At 53.0% G+C, this 18,430-nt stretch carries 16 protein-coding genes; 12 read left to right on the forward strand and 4 right to left on the reverse strand.

Features of this window, described 5'->3' with window-relative positions:
* Positions 1–41: 41 nt before the first annotated feature.
* The 10 genes from ACP9M6_RS05495 (at position 42) to fghA (ending at position 12,049) form a co-directional block, all read left to right on the forward strand.
* Complete coding sequence (locus ACP9M6_RS05495; protein WP_427454230.1) at positions 42–623, forward strand: tetratricopeptide repeat protein; 582 nt, start codon at positions 42–44, stop codon at positions 621–623.
* A gap of 257 nt (positions 624–880) precedes the next feature.
* Complete coding sequence (locus tag ACP9M6_RS05500; protein WP_427454231.1) at positions 881–3,679, forward strand: hypothetical protein; 2,799 nt, start codon at positions 881–883, stop codon at positions 3,677–3,679.
* A 112-nt stretch (positions 3,680–3,791) separates the two neighbouring features.
* Positions 3,792–6,368, forward strand: a complete 2,577-nt coding sequence (locus ACP9M6_RS05505; protein ID WP_427454232.1) for a TonB-dependent receptor domain-containing protein — start codon at positions 3,792–3,794, stop codon at positions 6,366–6,368.
* An 89-nt stretch (positions 6,369–6,457) separates the two neighbouring features.
* Complete coding sequence (locus tag ACP9M6_RS05510; RefSeq protein ID WP_427454233.1) at positions 6,458–7,639, forward strand: FAD-dependent monooxygenase; 1,182 nt, start codon at positions 6,458–6,460, stop codon at positions 7,637–7,639.
* Positions 7,640–7,690: 51 nt separating this feature from the next.
* Complete coding sequence (locus ACP9M6_RS05515) at positions 7,691–8,470, forward strand: ABC transporter permease (protein WP_427454235.1); 780 nt, start codon at positions 7,691–7,693, stop codon at positions 8,468–8,470.
* A 4-nt stretch (positions 8,471–8,474) separates the two neighbouring features.
* Positions 8,475–9,212: an ABC transporter ATP-binding protein gene (locus ACP9M6_RS05520; RefSeq protein WP_427454237.1), complete on the forward strand. Its 738-nt coding sequence runs from the start codon at positions 8,475–8,477 to the stop codon at positions 9,210–9,212.
* 55 nt (positions 9,213–9,267) lie between these two features.
* Positions 9,268–10,374: an S-(hydroxymethyl)glutathione dehydrogenase/class III alcohol dehydrogenase gene (locus tag ACP9M6_RS05525; protein WP_427454239.1), complete on the forward strand. Its 1,107-nt coding sequence runs from the start codon at positions 9,268–9,270 to the stop codon at positions 10,372–10,374.
* Between the two features lie 63 nt (positions 10,375–10,437).
* Positions 10,438–10,824, forward strand: coding sequence for a hypothetical protein (locus ACP9M6_RS05530; protein WP_427454240.1), 387 nt, complete (start codon positions 10,438–10,440; stop codon positions 10,822–10,824).
* A 20-nt stretch (positions 10,825–10,844) separates the two neighbouring features.
* Entirely contained in the window at positions 10,845–11,222 is a 378-nt protein-coding gene (locus ACP9M6_RS05535) for a VOC family protein (protein WP_427454242.1), read from the forward strand.
* Positions 11,222–12,049, forward strand: a complete 828-nt coding sequence (gene fghA, locus ACP9M6_RS05540) for an S-formylglutathione hydrolase (RefSeq protein ID WP_427454244.1) — start codon at positions 11,222–11,224, stop codon at positions 12,047–12,049. Before ACP9M6_RS05535 ends, fghA begins: the two co-directional genes overlap by 1 nt.
* Here the strand turns inward: fghA and ACP9M6_RS05545 are convergent.
* Positions 12,046–12,786, reverse strand: coding sequence for an SDR family NAD(P)-dependent oxidoreductase (locus ACP9M6_RS05545; RefSeq protein ID WP_427454246.1), 741 nt, complete (start codon positions 12,784–12,786; stop codon positions 12,046–12,048). The two genes, fghA and ACP9M6_RS05545, sit on opposite strands and share 4 nt — an antisense overlap.
* Positions 12,787–12,860: 74 nt before the next feature.
* Between ACP9M6_RS05545 and ACP9M6_RS05550 the strand changes: the two genes are divergently transcribed.
* A complete protein-coding gene (locus tag ACP9M6_RS05550) occupies positions 12,861–14,093 on the forward strand; it encodes an NAD(P)/FAD-dependent oxidoreductase (protein WP_427454248.1) in 1,233 nt (410 codons plus the stop codon).
* On the opposite strand, the gene galE is transcribed toward ACP9M6_RS05550, so the two are convergent.
* The 3 genes from galE to ACP9M6_RS05565 are packed head-to-tail and all read right to left on the reverse strand — an operon-like array spanning position 14,082 to position 17,234.
* Entirely contained in the window at positions 14,082–15,089 is a 1,008-nt protein-coding gene (gene galE, locus ACP9M6_RS05555) for a UDP-glucose 4-epimerase GalE (RefSeq protein ID WP_427454758.1), read from the reverse strand. The genes ACP9M6_RS05550 and galE overlap by 12 nt on opposite strands.
* Position 15,090: 1 nt before the next feature.
* The gene (gene galK / locus ACP9M6_RS05560) at positions 15,091–16,155 is read right to left on the reverse strand and encodes a galactokinase (RefSeq protein WP_427454250.1); all 1,065 of its coding nucleotides are present in this window, start codon (positions 16,153–16,155) and stop codon (positions 15,091–15,093) included.
* The gene (locus ACP9M6_RS05565; RefSeq protein WP_427454252.1) at positions 16,152–17,234 is read right to left on the reverse strand and encodes a galactose-1-phosphate uridylyltransferase; all 1,083 of its coding nucleotides are present in this window, start codon (positions 17,232–17,234) and stop codon (positions 16,152–16,154) included. The genes galK and ACP9M6_RS05565 overlap by 4 nt, the downstream gene beginning before the upstream one ends.
* Before the next feature lie 123 nt (positions 17,235–17,357).
* Between ACP9M6_RS05565 and ACP9M6_RS05570 the strand changes: the two genes are divergently transcribed.
* A complete protein-coding gene (locus tag ACP9M6_RS05570) occupies positions 17,358–18,131 on the forward strand; it encodes a DeoR/GlpR family DNA-binding transcription regulator (protein WP_427454254.1) in 774 nt (257 codons plus the stop codon).
* Positions 18,132–18,430 lie beyond the last annotated feature (299 nt).

The following is an 18,430-nucleotide window of genomic DNA, read 5'->3' on the forward strand; positions in this document are numbered from 1 at the left end:
GAACTCGCCCGAAACATTCGGGAGCAAAAAAGGAGATCACAATGAAACGGATCACAACAACACTTCTCGCACTCGGCCTCAGCGTCGGCGCCGCCCATGCCACTGAGACATTCTCGCAGGATTCGCTCGCAACCGCACTTCCCACTGTGGATGTTCAAACACTCGGTAATCTGTCGGATTGTCTGAATGCGGATATGAGTGATGTCTCCTCCCGCGCAATTCGCGCCTGTACAAAAGCGTACCGGGCATCCGTGCCGGATTATGATATCCGCTCTGATCTTCTGACACGTCGGGGTCTGTTGCGCCTGTCCTCCGGAAAAGTTGAGTCCGCGACACGCGATTTCGACAAGGCTGCGCGCCTTGTCGACGATAATGAATTTGCCAATCTCGGTCTGGGCTTTGCGGCTTTGCTGGAAAATGATGCGGCGACGGCGAAAGCTCGCTTTGCGGATTGCGCGGATCATCAGCGCGCTGCGCCATTGGCGGCTTACGGCTTGGCGCTCACGCTCGAAATGTCCGGTGACCGCGCGGGGGCGATTGCAGCCTATGAACGCGCCCTGACGTTACAGCCTGGATGGAGCATGGCGCAGGAAAATCTCGCCAATTTAAGAGCCGCGATCTAGAGCTTATCCCTCAATTCTCTGACTCTTAAATAGTCTTTAACCTTATCCACAGGCGTTCCGTTCATTTGGGACGCCTTTTTCGTGGGACCAAGCCCACGCGCTGTCATTGAACTGTCACGGAATATTCAAAAAACCTCTAACTATTTGTGACCCGCCTGTCACATTCAGACGTCAAACGCCGCTTTGTTACGACGAGGTTAGGTAACCGATTCTGAAATGCCTCGTCTTGAAAGAATTTTCGTAGGTGAGGCCTTCACATGACTCTTTTCTCCAAATCCTCCGCTGTCCGCGGTCTTCTCTTATCTTCTGTAGCGGCCTTTGCGCTCGCGGCCTGTGATGGGGGATCAGTCGCATCTCCGGGTGATGTGGGGCCGGTTGTCATTAACCCGCCAACGACCGGTGGCGGTGCAACGGCTGCTGATGTCGACTTGGTCCCGAATGATAATTGTCCGACAGGCACAACGCTGGAGACGATCACAAATACAACGGGCACAGTCGAGGCCTGTACCATTACGGGCACAGTGACCGAGAACCTCACCCTCACAGCCGAAAACGGCTATGCGCTGGACGGCCCGGTCTTTGTCGGTGAAGATGGCGGCGCAAATGTGGCCCTGACCATTCCGGCAGGGGTGACGCTTTTTGGTAAGGCAGGCGAAGACTATCTGGTTGTCTCCCGCGGGTCGCGTTTGAACGCGCTGGGTGAGGCGGATTCGCCCGTCATTATGACATCTATTGAAGACGTACAGGGTACGGTAAATCCTGACACGGATCGGGGTCTCTGGGGCGGTTTGGTCATTAACGGTTTTGCACCGATCAATGATTGTATTGACGCAACAGCGACGGGTGGCTCTGCAGATTGTGAAAAATCCGGCGAAGGCTCTTCCGGTCTCTTTGGTGGTGATGATGCCCAGGACAATTCGGGTACATTGCAATTCATGCAGGTCAAATATGCGGGTAACCTCATCAATGATGAGGATGAATTGAATGGTATTGCTTTCCAGGGCGTCGGCGCGGGCACGACTTGCGATCATATTCAGGTCCATAATAATGCCGATGACGGCGTCGAGTTCTTCGGCGGCACGGTCCAGTGTAACTTCCTCGTCCTAACGGGTATCGGCGACGATAGCCTTGATTGGACGGATGGCTGGCAGGGTGGCGCACAATATGTGTTGGTCCGTCAGGGTGAAGATGCGGGGGATCGCGGGATTGAGGGCGATAACCGTTCCTCGAACAATGAGCTGACCCCACGCTCCAATCCGACAATCGCCAACTTCACCTTCCTCGGCGGCGCGTCCGGCGATACGGGCGTCGTCAATCGCGCTGGCACGGACGCCAATATCGTGAATGGTATCATCACGGGCTTCCAGGATGCCGGTATCGACATTGATGACGGCTCCATTGCCCGCGCCCAGAACGGCTCTCTGACATATGCGTCACTCTTCCTCGACAATGCGGATAATATCGAGAGCGGCGATAGCAGCGAAACATTCGACACGGAGAGCTTTGTCGCTAACTCCCCCAATGTCGTTCAGGGCAATAACTCTCTGTCCAACGATTTCTTCCCGGGAAATGCTGAATTAGGTGTCACGGCAGCAGACCTGTCGACTGAGCCCGGCTTCGAGAATGTCGACTATATCGGCGCTTTCGGTCCGACCGAAACACCGGACAGCAACTGGGCTTCCGGTTGGACATTTGCGATTACAGAAAGCCCGACGGAATGTCCGGCGGGTACACTTTCCACGGGTGAGAGTGTTGATGGCAAAGACATCTGCGAATTGGCAGGGACGGTGACATCCAATGTCCGCCTGAATAATAACTTTATCTATCAGCTCGATGGTGCGGTCTTTATCGGTGAAGATGCCGGTGGTGACCCGGCAGCCCCAATTGCGGGCGCAGCCTCTGCGATCCTGACAATTGATCCGGGCGTGACGATTTTCGGTCGCTCCGGTGAAGATTACCTCGTCATCGCCCGCGGCTCGCAAATCCGGTCCAACGGCACGGAAACGGCGCCGGTCAACATGACATCCCGCAAGGAAGTCTTTGGCGAAGATGCAGCGGGCAATGCCTTTGACCCGCTAACAGATCGCGGCGAATGGGGTGGCCTCATCATCAATGGTCGCGCGCCAATCAATGATTGTATCGATGCGACAGCCACAGGCGGGTCCGCCAATTGTGAGAAATCCGGTGAAGGTTCTTCCGGTCTGTTCGGCGGGAATGACTCAACGGACAACTCCGGCAACCTTTTCTTTACGCGGGTCTCCTTTGCCGGCAACCTTATCAATGACGAGGACGAGTTGAACGGCATCGCATTCCAAGGCATCGGTTCCGGCACACAGGTCGACTTTATTCAGGTTCACAACAATTCGGATGACGGTATCGAGTTTTTCGGCGGGACGGTCAATGTCAAACACGTCTTCCTGACGGGTAATGGCGATGACAGCATGGATTGGACAGATGGCTGGGTTGGTAACGCCCAATTCGTCATCGTGGACCAAGCCGATGATGCGGGCGACCGCGCGATTGAAGGTGATAACCGCTCTTCAAACAACACGCTTCTGCCTCGCTCTAATCCGACTGTGTCCAACTTTACCTTTGTCGGCGGCGATGTCGGCGATAGCGGGATGGTCATTCGCGCAGGCACGGCCGGTGAATTCCTGAATGGTCTCATTACGGGTTTCCAGGACGCCGGTGTCGATATTGACGATAGCGAAACAGTTGCTCAGGTCACATCCGGCGATATCACATTTGACAGCATGCTGGTCGTGGATAATGCCGAGAACCTTGAGACGGATGACGACGCAGGGGATGCCGCGACGGTCGCCGCGTTCGATGCCGGTGCAAACAATGTCTCTGCGGGCACATCCAGTGTCGATAATGACCAATATGTGCCTGCCGATGGCGACACAACAACACCCGCGACTGACCCGTCTACAATCGACCCCTTCTTTGATGCAGCCGATTATGTCGGGGCCGTCGAAGATGCGGATGACACTTGGTATGAAGGTTGGACACTGCAGGTTGATCGCAGCTCGACCGCAACAGTTGCACAACAATAGACCTTAATGAACTGCCGTCCCCTCAAGGGGCGGCACAGGGCTGACGGTCACTAACCTCGTCGTCAGTCCGCTTTTTCTTTCAGCGCTCAACCGGACAGTATCCATGACGCACATGACACAAAAAAAACTCACCCGCCTCCTCATGGGCGCCACCGCACTTTCCACGCTGACAGCCGCGCCTGTATTGGCGCAGGATACCAGCACTGAGGATGTGGTCATCGCGACCGCAACGAATATTCCTGATACCAAACGCGTGACATCTGAGATCACAAGCGTGCTCGACACAGGTGCATTCGAGACAACGGGTGCGGGCGATATTGCCTCGGCCCTGACCCGCGTGACGGGACTTTCCCTCAGCCAAGGCAAATTCGTCGTCGTGCGCGGCCTGAATGAGCGTTACTCCAGCGCGACATTGAACGGTTCGCCGCTCCCGTCGCCGGAACCGCTGCGCCGTGTTGCGCCGCTGGATCTGTTCCCGACTTCGGTCCTGTCCGGTGTGGTCGTGTCCAAGACTTATTCGCCTGAATTTTCCGGAGAATTTGGCGGTGGTGCGATTAATATGACGACCAAATCCTTGCCGAATGAACCCTTCCTCGAAATCTCCGTCTCCGGTTCTTATAATTCTGAGACCACTTTGGAAGAAGGCCTTACTTATGACGGATCAGGTTCCGACTTTACGGGATTTGATGATGGTTTGCGTGATGCTCCGCCTCTGGATGCGAATGGCGTTCCGACAGAAAATTTTGAGAGCTTCTCCACGCTTATCATTGATCAACAGGACGAGATTCCATTTAATGGCGGTGTCCGCGTTTCCGGCGGTCAACGTTGGGATATGGATAGCGGCATGTCCGTCGGACTGCTCGCCACGCTTGGCTATGACAATAGTTGGGAAACGCGCGAGGGCGAAGACAACACGGCCAATATCGGCTCCGAAGGCCTCGAAATTCTCGACCAAGGTACGCGTCGTTCTACGGAAAACAAAATTTCGCTGAACGGCCTGCTAGGCTTGGGAATCGAGTTCAACCCAGATCACGACATTCAATTTGTCGGTCTGGCGACACGTCAGTCTTCTGCTGAAGCGCGTATCCTGACCGGTGTTGACCGCGAAGACCGGATTTTCCGTCAGGATTTCACCGAATGGTTTGAGCGCGAAGTCTATATGGGACAAATCCTCGGTTCTCACTTTATTAGTGGTTTGAACGATGCCGAGATCAATTGGCGTCTCGCCTATGCGGAAGCGGGCCGTGATGCGCCCTATGAGCGTCGCGTGAACTACGAGGATTTTGAAAACGGCAACGGCTTCCAATTCCAGTTTAACCGTCCCGGTACAAATAACGATATCCGTTTTTCCGAGCTGGACGACACGACATTCGATGCAGGACTCGACTTCGTCATACCTATTTCTCTCGGTGGGTTGGAAACAGACCTGAAATTTGGTGGTGCTTATCTCGATAAGTCCCGTGACAGCGAACAGGCGGATTTCCGCTATTTCGGTTCTCTGCCAGCGGAACTCCGTAATTCGCGAATAGACCAGATTTTCTCCGATGAAGTTGTAAACGCAGGCATCCTCGAAATCCGTCGCGGCGGCACAACAGGCTTCCCGGATCAGTCTGAAGCGGCTTTGGAGGTCATCGGTGCCTATGCGGGTGTTGATGTTGAGGTAAACGAGAAGCTCCGTTTCTCCGCGGGCGCACGGTATGAAGATTCCACGCAGGACACGGCGATTGCTCAAGCCACTGTCGAGGGCAGCCGGTTTGAATTTGACGCATTGGCACAGGATTTTTTCCTTCCCGCTGCGACTTTGACTTACACATTTGCGGATAATTTGCAGCTGCGCCTCGCAGCGTCCAAAACGATAAACCGCCCGCAATTCCGCGAACTCACACCATCCATTTTCGTCAACACGGAAACGGATGACCGTTTCGTCGGTAACCCCTTCCTGAAAAATTCGGAAGCCAATAACCTCGACGCGCGCGTCGAATATTATTTCGGGCGCAAGCAATTTGTGACGCTCGGTGGGTTCTACAAAGACTTCACCAATCCGATTGAGGAATTTATCTTTAACGGCCTCGGCGAGTCTAATGCGACGAGTTTCCTGAACGCCCCGTCCGCAGAACTTTATGGGATGGAAGTTGAGTTCGAAAAAGTGACCGAGCTTTCCGGTCTTGGCGTTGATGCGCTAAACGGGAAAGACTTCATCATTCGTGCGAATTATACATACACGGACAGTTCGGTGAGTGCTAACGGCGATGTCTTCATCACCCCGCCCAGTGTTAATCCGGCGCAGGGTGTCGATCCCCTCGTTTTATCGGCTTCGGGTCTTTATTCCGATGGTCGGAAATTGCAGGGACAGAGTGATCATCTCGCCAATCTTCAGCTGGGTCTTGAGGATTTCGACGGTGGATGGGAAGCAACTTTCCTATTGAACTATTCTTCCGAGCGTATCCGTGCGGTTGAAGACCTCTCAAACGGCTTGCCCTCCATTATCGAAGAACTGCCCCTGACGGTCGACTTTGTTTATAACCATGATTTCAACATCAAAGGCGGCGAGTACGAACTGGGCTTTAAAGTCCAGAACATCTTTAATGATGGATATGAAGCCAGCCAGACGTTAGGTGACACAACTGTCATCACAGACAGTTTTGATCGTGGCACAACCGTTTCTGCGAGTTTGAAGCGGATTTTCTAAGCTTTTCTGAAACTCAGTAGCTTTAAAGGCGGTGCCGTGGCATCGCCTTTTTTATTGCGTCAGAGGCGTTAAATCTGCACGTTCGGTTTATGACAAAGATAATTATCGTCGGGGCAGGGATTGGGGGCATCACGTCTGCAATTGCCTGCCATCGTCGCGGCCTAGAGGTTGTATTATTAGAACAAGCTAGCGCCCTCAAAGAGGTAGGCGCCGGTATTCAAATCTCACCGAATGCGGTGAAAGTTCTAAAGAAATTGAACCTCTTAGATGACGTGGCCACACGGGCCTTTCGCCCCGTTTCAATTGAAGCGCGGATGGGGGAAAGCGGGCGTCCCATCTTTGATATCCCCTTGGCGAACCAAAGCGAGACGCGCTGGGGAGCGCCCTATTTTCACATTCACCGCGCGCATTATATTGAAGCGCTGGCCGCTAATCTTCCACCGGGCGTGTTGAAACTAGGCTCAAAAATTCAGTCTTATGAAACATTGGAGACCGGTATTCGGGTCATTCTAGAGGGTGGTTCTCATATTGAGGGTGATATCCTCATTGGGGCGGATGGTATCAAATCCATAATCCGAGAGACCATGTTGGGACCTGAGAAAGCGCGATTTACAGGAAATGTCGCGTGGCGGGCTGTTGTGCCCATGGACCGTCTGGGCCGGAATGCACCGCGGCACACCGCCTGCGCTTGGTTCGGGAAAGGTCGGCATGCGGTGACATATTGCTTAGGCGCGGATGCTTCGCTCGCGAATTTTGTGGGCGTCGTTGAACGCACGGATTGGCAAGAGGAAGGTTGGTCTGTCAAAGGCGATAAGGCTGACGCATTAGAGGATTTCGCAGGCTGGCATCCAACGATTACGTCACTGATAGAGGAGGCGGAGACCCTCAATAAATGGGCTTTGTTTGACCGAGACCCGCTTCCAAAATGGACGGATGGGCCGGTTGTTTTGCTTGGGGATGCCGCCCATCCCATGCTGCCTTTCCTCGCACAGGGCGCCGCAATGGCCGTGGAAGACGCTTGGGTGCTGGCAGAGGAACTCGCAAAAGTGCAGTCTCCCAGAGGCTTGCAAGCTTATCAGGCCAAGCGATTGGCGCGCACGGCAAAAGTCCAAGCCGCGTCCCGCGCAAATATGCAGACATTCCACAAACGCACCGTCCCGGAACAACTCGCGACTTACGGCCCCATGTGGTTGGCAGGGCGCATGGTGCCGTCCATTGTCCATCGCCGCATGGATTGGCTCTATGGTCATGACGTCACGGCTGCAGACTGACATGAATTGGCGGTTGCAGTTACGCTGTCACGGCCTTAATCCGCACGCATAATGATGGATGCATTCAGGGATATCGGCAGCGCATTGGGACGCACCAATTTATGGGCGCGTCTGGCCGTGACCGATATGCAGCAAACTTATAAACGCTCCATCGTGGGTGTCGCATGGATTGCGTTCGCCTTCGCCCTGTTCGTGGCCGTGAAGCTCTTCATCTTCGGATCCTTTGCCCCGGGCGAGCCGGGCGAGTTTGCCATGTGGCTGACGTTCGGGCTCTGGCTGTTTTTCTTCCTGCAGCAAACGGTCGTGGATGGGTCAAATATATTTGTGCATTCCCGAAACTGGTTGCTGGCAACAGACCTACCGCTGACGGGGTTTATCCTGCAAAGTATTCTGCGCGGCCTGATTAAATTCGCCTACCAAATTCCCGTTATTCTTTTTGTTGTTGTTCTGTCGCCATGGAAAATCCCGTTGGAAGGATTATGGGCGATTGTCGGCTTTATCGTGATATTAATTAATACGGTCTGGGTCCAAATTGTCCTCGGCATTATCTGCACGCGATTTCGCGATGCGGCGCATTTAGTGCAGGCGATTATGGGCGTAATGTTCTTCCTCACGCCCATCCTCTACTTTCCGTCACAGGTCGGCAAACGCGCAGCCATGCTCGATTGGAATCCGCTGACACATTATATCGCCATTGTGCGTGATCCGATTGTTTATGGCACGATGCCGATTAAGGCCTGGATTGTCGTGGGCGTGATGAGTTTGGTCGGCTGGATACTAGCCATTATCTTGCTGCAAATTTTCCGTAAACGCGTCGTGTTCTGGGTCTGATGTCATGAGCCGCAAAACCCTCATTGACGTCAAAGACCTTTCACTGACCTATCCGCGTGTCGCGGGTGGATTGAAAGGCCTTCTGACGCGCAAAGCCGCGCCGCCAAAGCAAGCGCTCTCCGGTATTAATTTGAAAATTGTGGAAGGTGAAAGCCTCGCATTGGTTGGGCTGAACGGCTCCGGAAAATCAACGTTGCTGCGTATTCTTGCGGGTATCTATGAACCTGATACAGGCAGCGTCGAAATTAACGGTCGTACAGCGGCTCTGTTTAATCTCGGTATCGGGATGCGGATTGATATGTCGGGTCGGGCCAACATCCTCCTGATGGGGATGATCGCAGGGTTTTCCCGCGCCGAAATGCTTGAGATCATGCCCAAAATTATTGCGTTCAGCGAGTTGGAAGCTGTGATTGACGACCCGATGGTGACCTATTCGCAGGGCATGGCGATGCGTCTCTCCTTTGCCACGATCACGGCATTGAAGCCCGAAATTCTCCTGCTGGACGAATGGATTGGGGCGGGTGACCGCGTCTTCCGGCTGAAGGCTGAGAAGCGTCTGAAAGGCATGGTCGAGGGTGCCTCGGGCTTTGTCCTTGCGAGTCATAATACCAAAATCGTTCGCCGCTATTGCAAGACGGCGATTTGGCTCAAAGACGGTCATGTCGAGATGCAGGGCAGTGTAGATGACGTGATTGATGCCTTTGACGCGTTCACTGACAAGGAACACGAAAAGCGCCAATAGGCGTCTTGCGTCGCCCCACTGAGCGTTTATCCTATTTCCGAAATAGGAGCCTCCCATGAAAACCAAAGCCGCCGTCGCCTTTGCCGCCAATAAACCGCTCGAAATTGTCGAGGTCGATCTGGAAGCGCCGAAAAAGGGCGAAGTCCTGATCGAAATTATGGCGACGGGGATTTGCCATACGGATGCCTATACGCTGGACGGATTGGACAGTGAGGGACTGTTTCCCTGCATCCTCGGCCATGAGGGGGCGGGTATTGTCCGTGAAATCGGGGAGGGCGTGACGTCGCTCAAAGTCGGCGATCACGTCATCCCGCTCTACACGCCGGAATGTCGTGAGTGTAAATCCTGCCTCTCCGGCAAAACAAATCTCTGCACGGCCATCCGCGCGACGCAGGGCAAAGGCGTCATGCCGGACGGGACGTCGCGGTTCTCTTATAAGGGCGAGTCGATCTATCATTATATGGGCTGCTCAACTTTCGCCAATCACACTGTCCTGCCGGAAATCGCAGTCGCGAAAATTCGCGAAGACGCACCGTTTGACAAGTCCTGCTATATCGGCTGCGGCGTAACGACGGGCGTGGGTGCTGTGACGAATACGGCAAAGGTTGAACCGGGCGCGAATGTCATCGTCTTTGGCCTTGGCGGAATTGGACTCAATGTGTTGCAAGCTTCCCGCATGGTCGGCGCGGATAAGATTATAGGCGTCGACATTAATGACGACAAGAAAGAGTGGGGCGAGCGTTTCGGCATGACCCATTTTGTCAATCCGAAAGACCATGATGATGTGGTCGCGCACCTCGTTGACCTTACAGATGGCGGTGCGGATTACACATTTGATTGCACCGGAAATACGGATGTGATGCGTGATGCATTGGAAGCCTGCCACCGCGGCTGGGGCGTCTCCGTCGTCATCGGTGTCGCAGAGGCTGGCAAAGAAATCTCAACCCGCCCCTTCCAACTCGTCACAGGTCGCGTCTGGAAAGGCACAGCCTTTGGCGGCGCGAAGGGCCGGACAGACGTCCCGAAAATCGTAGATTGGTACATGAGTGGAAAGATCGAGATCGATCCGATGATCACGCATGTGCTTAAATTAGAAGAGATTAACGAGGCGTTTGATCTCATGCATGCGGGTAAGAGTATTCGGGCCGTGGTGGTTTATTAGATGGTAAACTTCTCGGACAGACGAAAGTTTTCTAAACTTGTTCGAAAACTCGTGACAGGTAGGATGACCAATCACGAATTTGAACTCTCATTATTTAACACGAACGAACGGGTTATCCATGAATTGGAAGATATATTATGGTCGACATACGATGATTTTAAAGAGCATACTTTAAAGCCTGACAGCCTTAGCCCGAAAGGCAGGCGTTTAGTGGAAAGGTGTATTCTTTTTCTTCATTCTGATCTGGAATTCAATTGGCCTTCTTATCCATCATGGTGGAAAGCTCTTTTGGGATGGATTACTCTGAAACCAAATAAATATCAACGTCAGCTTGATGCATACAGAAACTATGGTGATGAAAATTTTTGGCCTTTCAGATCAAATGAAGAACTCAAGATCGAATCTGCAAGACCTAGAATTGGCTTGAGTTTAAAATATCAATCAAAATAGTTCACCAAAGGAGAAACCCTATGTTCACACACGTTATGGTCGGGGCAAATGACCCGGACAAATCGATTGCCTTTTATGATGCCTCACTCGGGGCGCTTGGTATTTCCGGTAATCGCATGGGGAACCGGTCTTTCTATGGAAATATGGGCAAGGGCGGAGCTTTCGCCGTAGGTGAGCCGATTGACGGCGAACCGGCAACATTTGCGAATGGCGGGACGATTGGTTTTGGAGCGAAATCACGCGCTGAAGTCGACGCGTTTCATGCGGCGGGCTGCGCCAATGGCGGGACTTGCGAAGGTAAACCGGGCGAGCGCTCAGGTGCGCCGGGTAATCCTTATGGGGCTTACCTCCGAGACCCGGATGGCAATAAAATCTGCGCTTTTACGACAGCGAAATAATGGAAACATTATCCCTGAATAAATCTCATGGCGGAACGCAGGGCGTCTATCGCCATGAGAGCACGTCAACCGGAACGCCGATGATCTTTTCGGTGTTTGTGCCTGAAGGGAAAGGTCCGTTTCCGGTCCTGACCTATCTCTCCGGCCTGACCTGTACCCACGCCAATGTGACAGAGAAGGGCGAATATCGTGCCGCCTGTGCGCAGCATAAAATTATCTTCGTTGCGCCGGACACCTCGCCGCGCGGGGAAGGTGTCGCCGATGATGACGCCTATGATTTTGGGCAGGGCGCAGGGTTTTATCTGGACGCGACGCAAGCCCCGTTTTCTGAACATTTCAAAATGGGCAGTTATATCGAGCGGGAATTACCGGACTTAATTGCCGCAAATTTTCCCGCTGATATGCAACGGCAGGGGATAACGGGACATTCCATGGGCGGGCATGGGGCACTGACCATTGGCCTGCGTCATCCGCGTGCCTTTAAATCTGTTTCCGCTTTTTCCCCGATTTGTCATCCCAGTGACGTATCTTGGGGCAAGAAAGCGTTTGGTGGATATTTGGGTGATGATACGGCGGCATGGCGTGCGCATGACGCCGTGTGTTTGATTGAGGACGGTGCGCGCACGACTCGCATTCTTGTTGACCAAGGAATAGACGATCAATTTTTAGCGGAACAGTTACGCCCCGAAGCGTTGGAAGCGGCCTGCAAGACTGCCAAAATTCCGCTGACGCTACGCATGCAGGAAGGCTACGACCATTCCTATTATTTCGTGTCCAGCTTTCTGGATGAACATATCGCGTGGCATGCGCGTTATTTGAAGGCCTAATCCTTGCGGTAAAGTTTTGCCGCCTGTCGCGCCATGAACCCGCGCGGCAGTAATTTCCCGGCTGCGGCCACGAGCTTATTTTCTCTGCCCGGCACAGAGAGGGCGGGCATGGTGTCATAGGCTTTCAGGGCGGCTTTCGCGACCTCTGCAACGGGCGCGAGGTTTTTCTCCAAATGCGACATGGCTGGAATGTCCGTCATTTCCGTTTTGATCCCGCCTGGCGCAAAGACGCTCACTCGCACGCCGGAGGGCGCGAGTTCTTCGCGCAGAGACAGTCCGAAATTCACCATGAAGGCTTTCGTCCCCGCATAGACGGATTGATAGGGCACAGGTGTTAATCCGCCGAGGCTCGCGACCAAAAGGATACATCCTTTGGTGGCGGTGAGGGCCGGGAGGCAAAGCCGGATCAGCTGCAGGTTTGCAAGCACATTGGTTTGCACCATAGCTGCGTCTGTTGCGTAGTCCCCACTCTCAAAATCATCCGCAAAGGTCACACCCGCATTAAGGATGAGTCCGTCTAATGAACCCAGCTGTGCGGAAAACGCTTCAATCGCGTCAGGATCATTCATATCGAGCTGATATCCTGTGATAGAGCCTTTGGCTTCCAGCTCCGCCAATCTCTGAACCCGTCGTCCCGTTGCCAGAACATGTGCGCCGCGCCCCGCAAGTTGCAATGCTATCTCACGCCCTAGACCGGAGGTCGCGCCAGTGACGAGGATTTTGGAGGGATTTTTCATAGGTGTTATTGAACAGGGTTTTTCACTGAACGCAATCTCTTGATTTTCACGGGCATGGGGCGGACAAGGTGTCTATGGAAACTCACACAGATCCCGGCGTAGTCATTGTTGGCGCGTCTCATGCCGCATCGCAGCTTTGCGTGTCCCTGCGACAGGGCGGATATGCGGGCAGTGTGACGGTCATCGGGGACGAAGCCGTTCTGCCTTATCATCGCCCACCTCTGTCCAAGGATTTCCTGTCCGGAAATAAATCATTGGATGATATTTTTCTGCGCCCTGAGTCTGTTTACGAGACTGCTGACATCGAAATGAAATTAGCGACACGGGTTGGTGCGATAGACCGCCATGCAAAGACAGTGCTCACTGATGAGGGCGAGACGGTTGCCTATGATAAACTCGTTTTGTGTACGGGCGCGCGGGTCAGACGCTTGCCGATTGCGGGGGAAGATCTGGCTAATGTGTTTTATCTGCGCGACTCAAAAGATGTGCTTTCGATAAAATCAAAAGTTTCCGCAGGACGACGCGCCGTCATCATTGGTGGCGGATATATTGGTTTAGAAACCGCCGCGAGTTTGCGACAGCAGGCGATGGAGGTTACCGTCTTAGAAGCCATGCCGCGTATCCTTCAACGTGTGACGGCCCCCGAGCTCTCAAGTTTTTACAAACGCATTCATAGGGAAGAAGGCGTTGATATCCGTGAAGAGGTGATGGCGTCGGCAATCATTGAATCCCAGTCCGGGTTATCTGTGAAAACATCTACTGATGAGGATTTCGACGCTGATATCGTCATTATTGGAATAGGCGTCATTCCCAATGTTGAATTGGCGGAAGTTGCGGGATTGGACATTGGCAATGGCATCGCCGTAAATGAATTCTGCCAAACGTCTGATCCGGAAATTTATGCTGCGGGTGATGTAACGTGGCATCACAACCCGCATTATGATTGTCATTTACGCTTAGAATCTGTGCCGAATGCAACGGAACAGGCGAAGACGGTTGGGCTGCATATTAACGGGACGGAAAAACCGTATGATGCGCTGCCATGGTTCTGGTCGGATCAATTCGATCTCAAACTTCAAATCGCGGGCCTGTCAGATGGATATGACGAATTAATTATTCGCGGAGACATAAAAGGTAGTCGAAGTTTCGCAGCTTACTATTTCAAGGATGGAGACCTTCTTGCCGTTGATGCCGTGAATGCGCCACGTGATTTTATGTTTGGTCGGCAGGTTCTAACGAAAGGGATGGAACTTGATCGATCCCGCCTCGCGGATGAGGTCGTTCCACTCAAGCAATTAATTCTCTAAATTCTGCCATCGAGAATTGTGAAAGTTCCACGCCGTCTTGATGATATTTTCCAAGCTGGAATGAATGGGCTCAAACCCTAACACTGCTTTCGCTTGTCCCTTATCAGCATAGAGTTTGGAGAGGTCGCCGTCTCTGCGGGCGCCTTCGACATAAGGCACAACATGACCTGTCACTTCGCCAATCGTTTTCAGAACGTCAAGATTACTGACGCCATCGCCTGTGCCGATATTGATTTCAGCTTTTGATAATCCGGCCTCGAATTTCTCAAGTGCACATATATGGGCGCGGGCGATGTCATTGACGTGGATGTAATCGCGAACGCAGGTCCCGTCGGGCGTGTCGTAATCTGTACCGAACAGGGTCAACTCTTTCCGGCGACCTGCCGCCGCTTGCATCGCAATCGGGATCAGGTGGGTTTCGGGATCGTGCTCTTCGCCGATTAGTCCGCTTTCATCTGCGCCGGCCGCATTGAAATAACGCAGCGTCACATAGTTCAGACCATAGGCTTTGTGATAGCTCTGTATCATATGCTCAATGGCGAGTTTGGTTTTGCCATAGACGGAGAAGGGTAATTGAGGATCGCTCTCCTCAATCGGCATTTTATCTGTCTCGCCATAGGTCGCGCAGGTGGACGAAAATATGAGCTTATCGAGCTTTGCCACGCGCATGGCGTCGAGCAGGTTCAATGCGCCGACCACATTATTTGTATAAAATTCTGCGGGCTGCTTTTCACCAATACCGACTTCGATAGAACTGGCAAGATGGACCACGGCAGTGGCGTTGGACCAATTTTTGAATGCTGTGTCCAAGGCGGCGCGGTCACAGAGATCAACTTTTTCAAGCGGCCCCCATTGCACGGCATGTTCATGTCCGGCGGAAAGGTTGTCGAATGTGATGGGGCGGCCGCCCTGTTGCGCAATCATTTTGCAAACATGGCTGCCAATATAACCCGCCCCGCCGACGACGATAATATCCTGTCCGTTTAAGTCATACATATCAGCAAACCCAAAAAGCGTCTGGATGAGCGTCGAGCAGAGCCGTCCGCCAAGCGCCCAGTTTTTCTTTTTCAATACAAGCAACAATACAGCCACCAAAACCACCGCCGGTCAGACGGGCGCCCGTTGCGCCGAATTTTTGCGCGTCCGCCACGAGTGCGTCGACGGGTTGAACTGACATTTCGAAATCATCGCGCATGGAAATGTGACTCTCATTCATGAGCACGCCAAAGGCTGCCATCTCGCCTTTTTGCAGTGCTACTGTTGCGGCCACTGTGCGGCGATGTTCCGTCATACAATGCTTTGCGCGACGGCGCAGGGGCGCGGCCAGGTGCGCCAGTGACGCGAATTCCGCGTCCGTCATGAGGCAGAGATCATCATGGCCGAGAGCAGCTTTCACGGCGTCACATTCTTCTTTGCGAATTTTATAACGCCCTTCATTCAACTGCCGGAACACACCGGAATGGATGACAGCCATGTGATGTGTTTCAGGAAGATTGACGAGGCCAAACTCCAAATACTTTGTGTCCAGTGATAAGGCCTGACCGGGTTTCGCAATCGCGACGGCCATTTGGTCCATAATACCACAGGGCATGCCGATATATTCATTTTCGACCCGACGGGCGAGAACGGCAATGTCTGTGTCTGTAAGGGAATTATCGGAAAGACCGGCCGCCGCGCGTATCACGCCGACTGTGACAGCCGCAGAAGACGAGATACCTGCGCCAAAGGGTAGGGTGGTTGTGACCGCGATATTTGCCCCGTCCGGCCCGAACCCCTCGGATCGCGCGAGTTGTAGGGCCCCCGCAATATAATCGGACCAGTGATCGCTGGCGGCATCCGTCATCTTCCGTTCGGCAATACCGTCAAATTTATCGGACCAAATTCTGATCAGGCCATCTTCACGCGGGGCGAGGGCGAGGGTCACGCCGAGATCAAGTGCCGTCGGCAGAACGTTCCCCCCATTATAATCCGTATGCTCCCCTATCAGATTTACGCGACCGGGCGTGAATCCTGTGACGGAGGGTGCAATATCGAAGACGCGTTTGAATTCTGCGACGATCATAAGGCTCGGAGCTCCTGCGCCGCACGTTCGGGCATAACATCAACAGTAAATGTGCCCGTCGATTGTTCGACAGATGCAAGATATTTAATCCGTCCGGGCGCCCGCATCAGGGGATAGAACTGTGCAGAAAACTGCCAGTCTTTTTCCAAGCCAACAGGCGCCGCATGAAGCGAGAGCATATAGGGCGTGGTTTGCCCGAATAGCGCATCATAGCGGCGGGTCATGTCCCCGAGCAAATGCGCGAACCCGTCGGCTTCCTCCTCTGTGAATTCCCAAGGCCCTTTCACAGGGCGCTGCGGGACAATGTAAGTTTCATAGGGGAAGCGAGCAAAGGGCGGACAGATGACATCAATTCCACCTGCCGAGGTCACGCCATAGGTTTCACGACAGTCCGCCATATGGCCGACCAGATCATATCCGTCTTGGAATCCTGCGGCGGCGTCGCGTTGAACTTTTGGGACGAAAGGAAATGTGTAAATCTGACCGTGTGGGTGATGCAATGTCACGCCGACCGCGTCGCCACGCGACTCAAATGGTAACACGAATTTCGCGCCATTGGAAAAATGCGTTGCATAGCGATCATTCCAAGCCGCGAGAAGAAGGCGTCGTTTGTCCTGCCCAATTGTGTGGAGATTACCTGTGTGCTCCGGCGTGTAGACGACGACATCGCAATGACCTTTTGCAACTGCGCTCTCGACGCCTATGACCTGTTGGGGTTCCGGAGCTTCGCGGTGAAGGCTCGTGAACTTATTTTCGAAAATTGCGAGTTCGAAATCGGTAAACGGAATTTCGGTCTCGGGTCCGCCGGGACGAGATGGCGCGAGCGGGTCGTCTGCTGAAGACGGTTTAAAGGTCCGGTTCTGACGATGCGGGGCATAAACATTCCACTCGCGGCGCAAGGGGTGCCAACGGAGTTCTCCGCCCTTAGCAACCTCGGCTTCTTCTTGAGGTAGAGCCGTTTCGGAATGGGCCTTATATCCATAGAGGAAAAGTGGGCGCCCATCCCGTTTTGTGAAATGGCGTCGATAAACAGTCCGGCCTGCAGCCACCGTAGAAAGTGTGTTCGTTTCATCAATCATAGAACGTCGTCATTTTCGAATTCGAACATTCTCTATCCAAGCTCTCCGCTCATGGCTAGGGGGAATTCGTGTGATATTTCATGTTGGTTTACGTTCGCGGCGAGATTGTTTAGACAAACGAACATGACAAACTTTATACCTTCTGATCGTCAGCAGGCCATCTTGGATATGGTCGCGCAAAATGGTTTCGTCTCAACGGAAGCTATGGTGGCCGAATTTAAAGTGACACCTCAGACGATAAGGCGGGACCTGAATGAACTTGGGCGTGAGGGTCAACTCACGCGGTTTCACGGTGGGGCCGGGCAAGCCAAGAGTGCTGTCAACCTCCCCTATGAGGATCGACGCCTGAGCGGTTTGGAAGCCAAACGCAAAATTGCCGAGCTAACATCCTCGCTCATCACGAATGGGTCCTCGCTTTTCCTGAATATCGGTACGACAGCAGAAGCTGTGGCTGAGGCTCTGTTGGATCATAAAGACCTCCATGTTGCGACGAATAATATGCATGTTGCAACGATCCTGTCGAAAAATGAAAGCTTCAGAATTATGCTGGCCGGAGGACAGGTTCGGCATCATGATGGGGCCGTTGTTGGGCTCTCTGCCATTAGTTTCGTCGATAGTTTTCGCATGGATGTGGGAATTGTCGGCATTAGCGGGATCGATGAAACAGGGGCATTACTGGATTTTGACGCGGATGAAGTCCGAACGGCGCAATCCGTTATGCGGAATTCGCAGAAAGTCGTTCTAATCGCAGATCATCATAAATTTGGGATTCGGGCGATGAATCGGACCGGGCATTTGCGCGATGTTGATGCACTCGTCACAGACGCGCCCTTGAGTGAAAAATATAAAACCCTCTGTCGAGAGTCCGATACAGACGTACATGTCTGCGAGGATTAGGTTTATTGAGCTTGTAAAGACTTATCGTGCGATAACACGTCTGAGGGCGCTTATGAGGCTCGTTTAAATCAGGCCACATTATGATTCCGTGCATCTGTTCCGTAAATCCACTATGTCCGGAAATATTCGATACCGAAATGTTTGAGTGGCAAATGACAGCGATGTCATGATGCTAATTTGTCACAATGTTCGAAAAACAACATTTTTCTATCTTGACCGTTCGAAAACGGACAGGCACATGAATAAAAAGTATAGAAGACCCGATAAAAATAACGGGCGAAAACATCTGAGGGAATCGA

It is taken from the genome of Litorimonas sp. WD9-15 (genome assembly GCF_050271975.1).
Taxonomy (GTDB): Bacteria; Pseudomonadota; Alphaproteobacteria; order Caulobacterales; family Maricaulaceae; genus Litorimonas.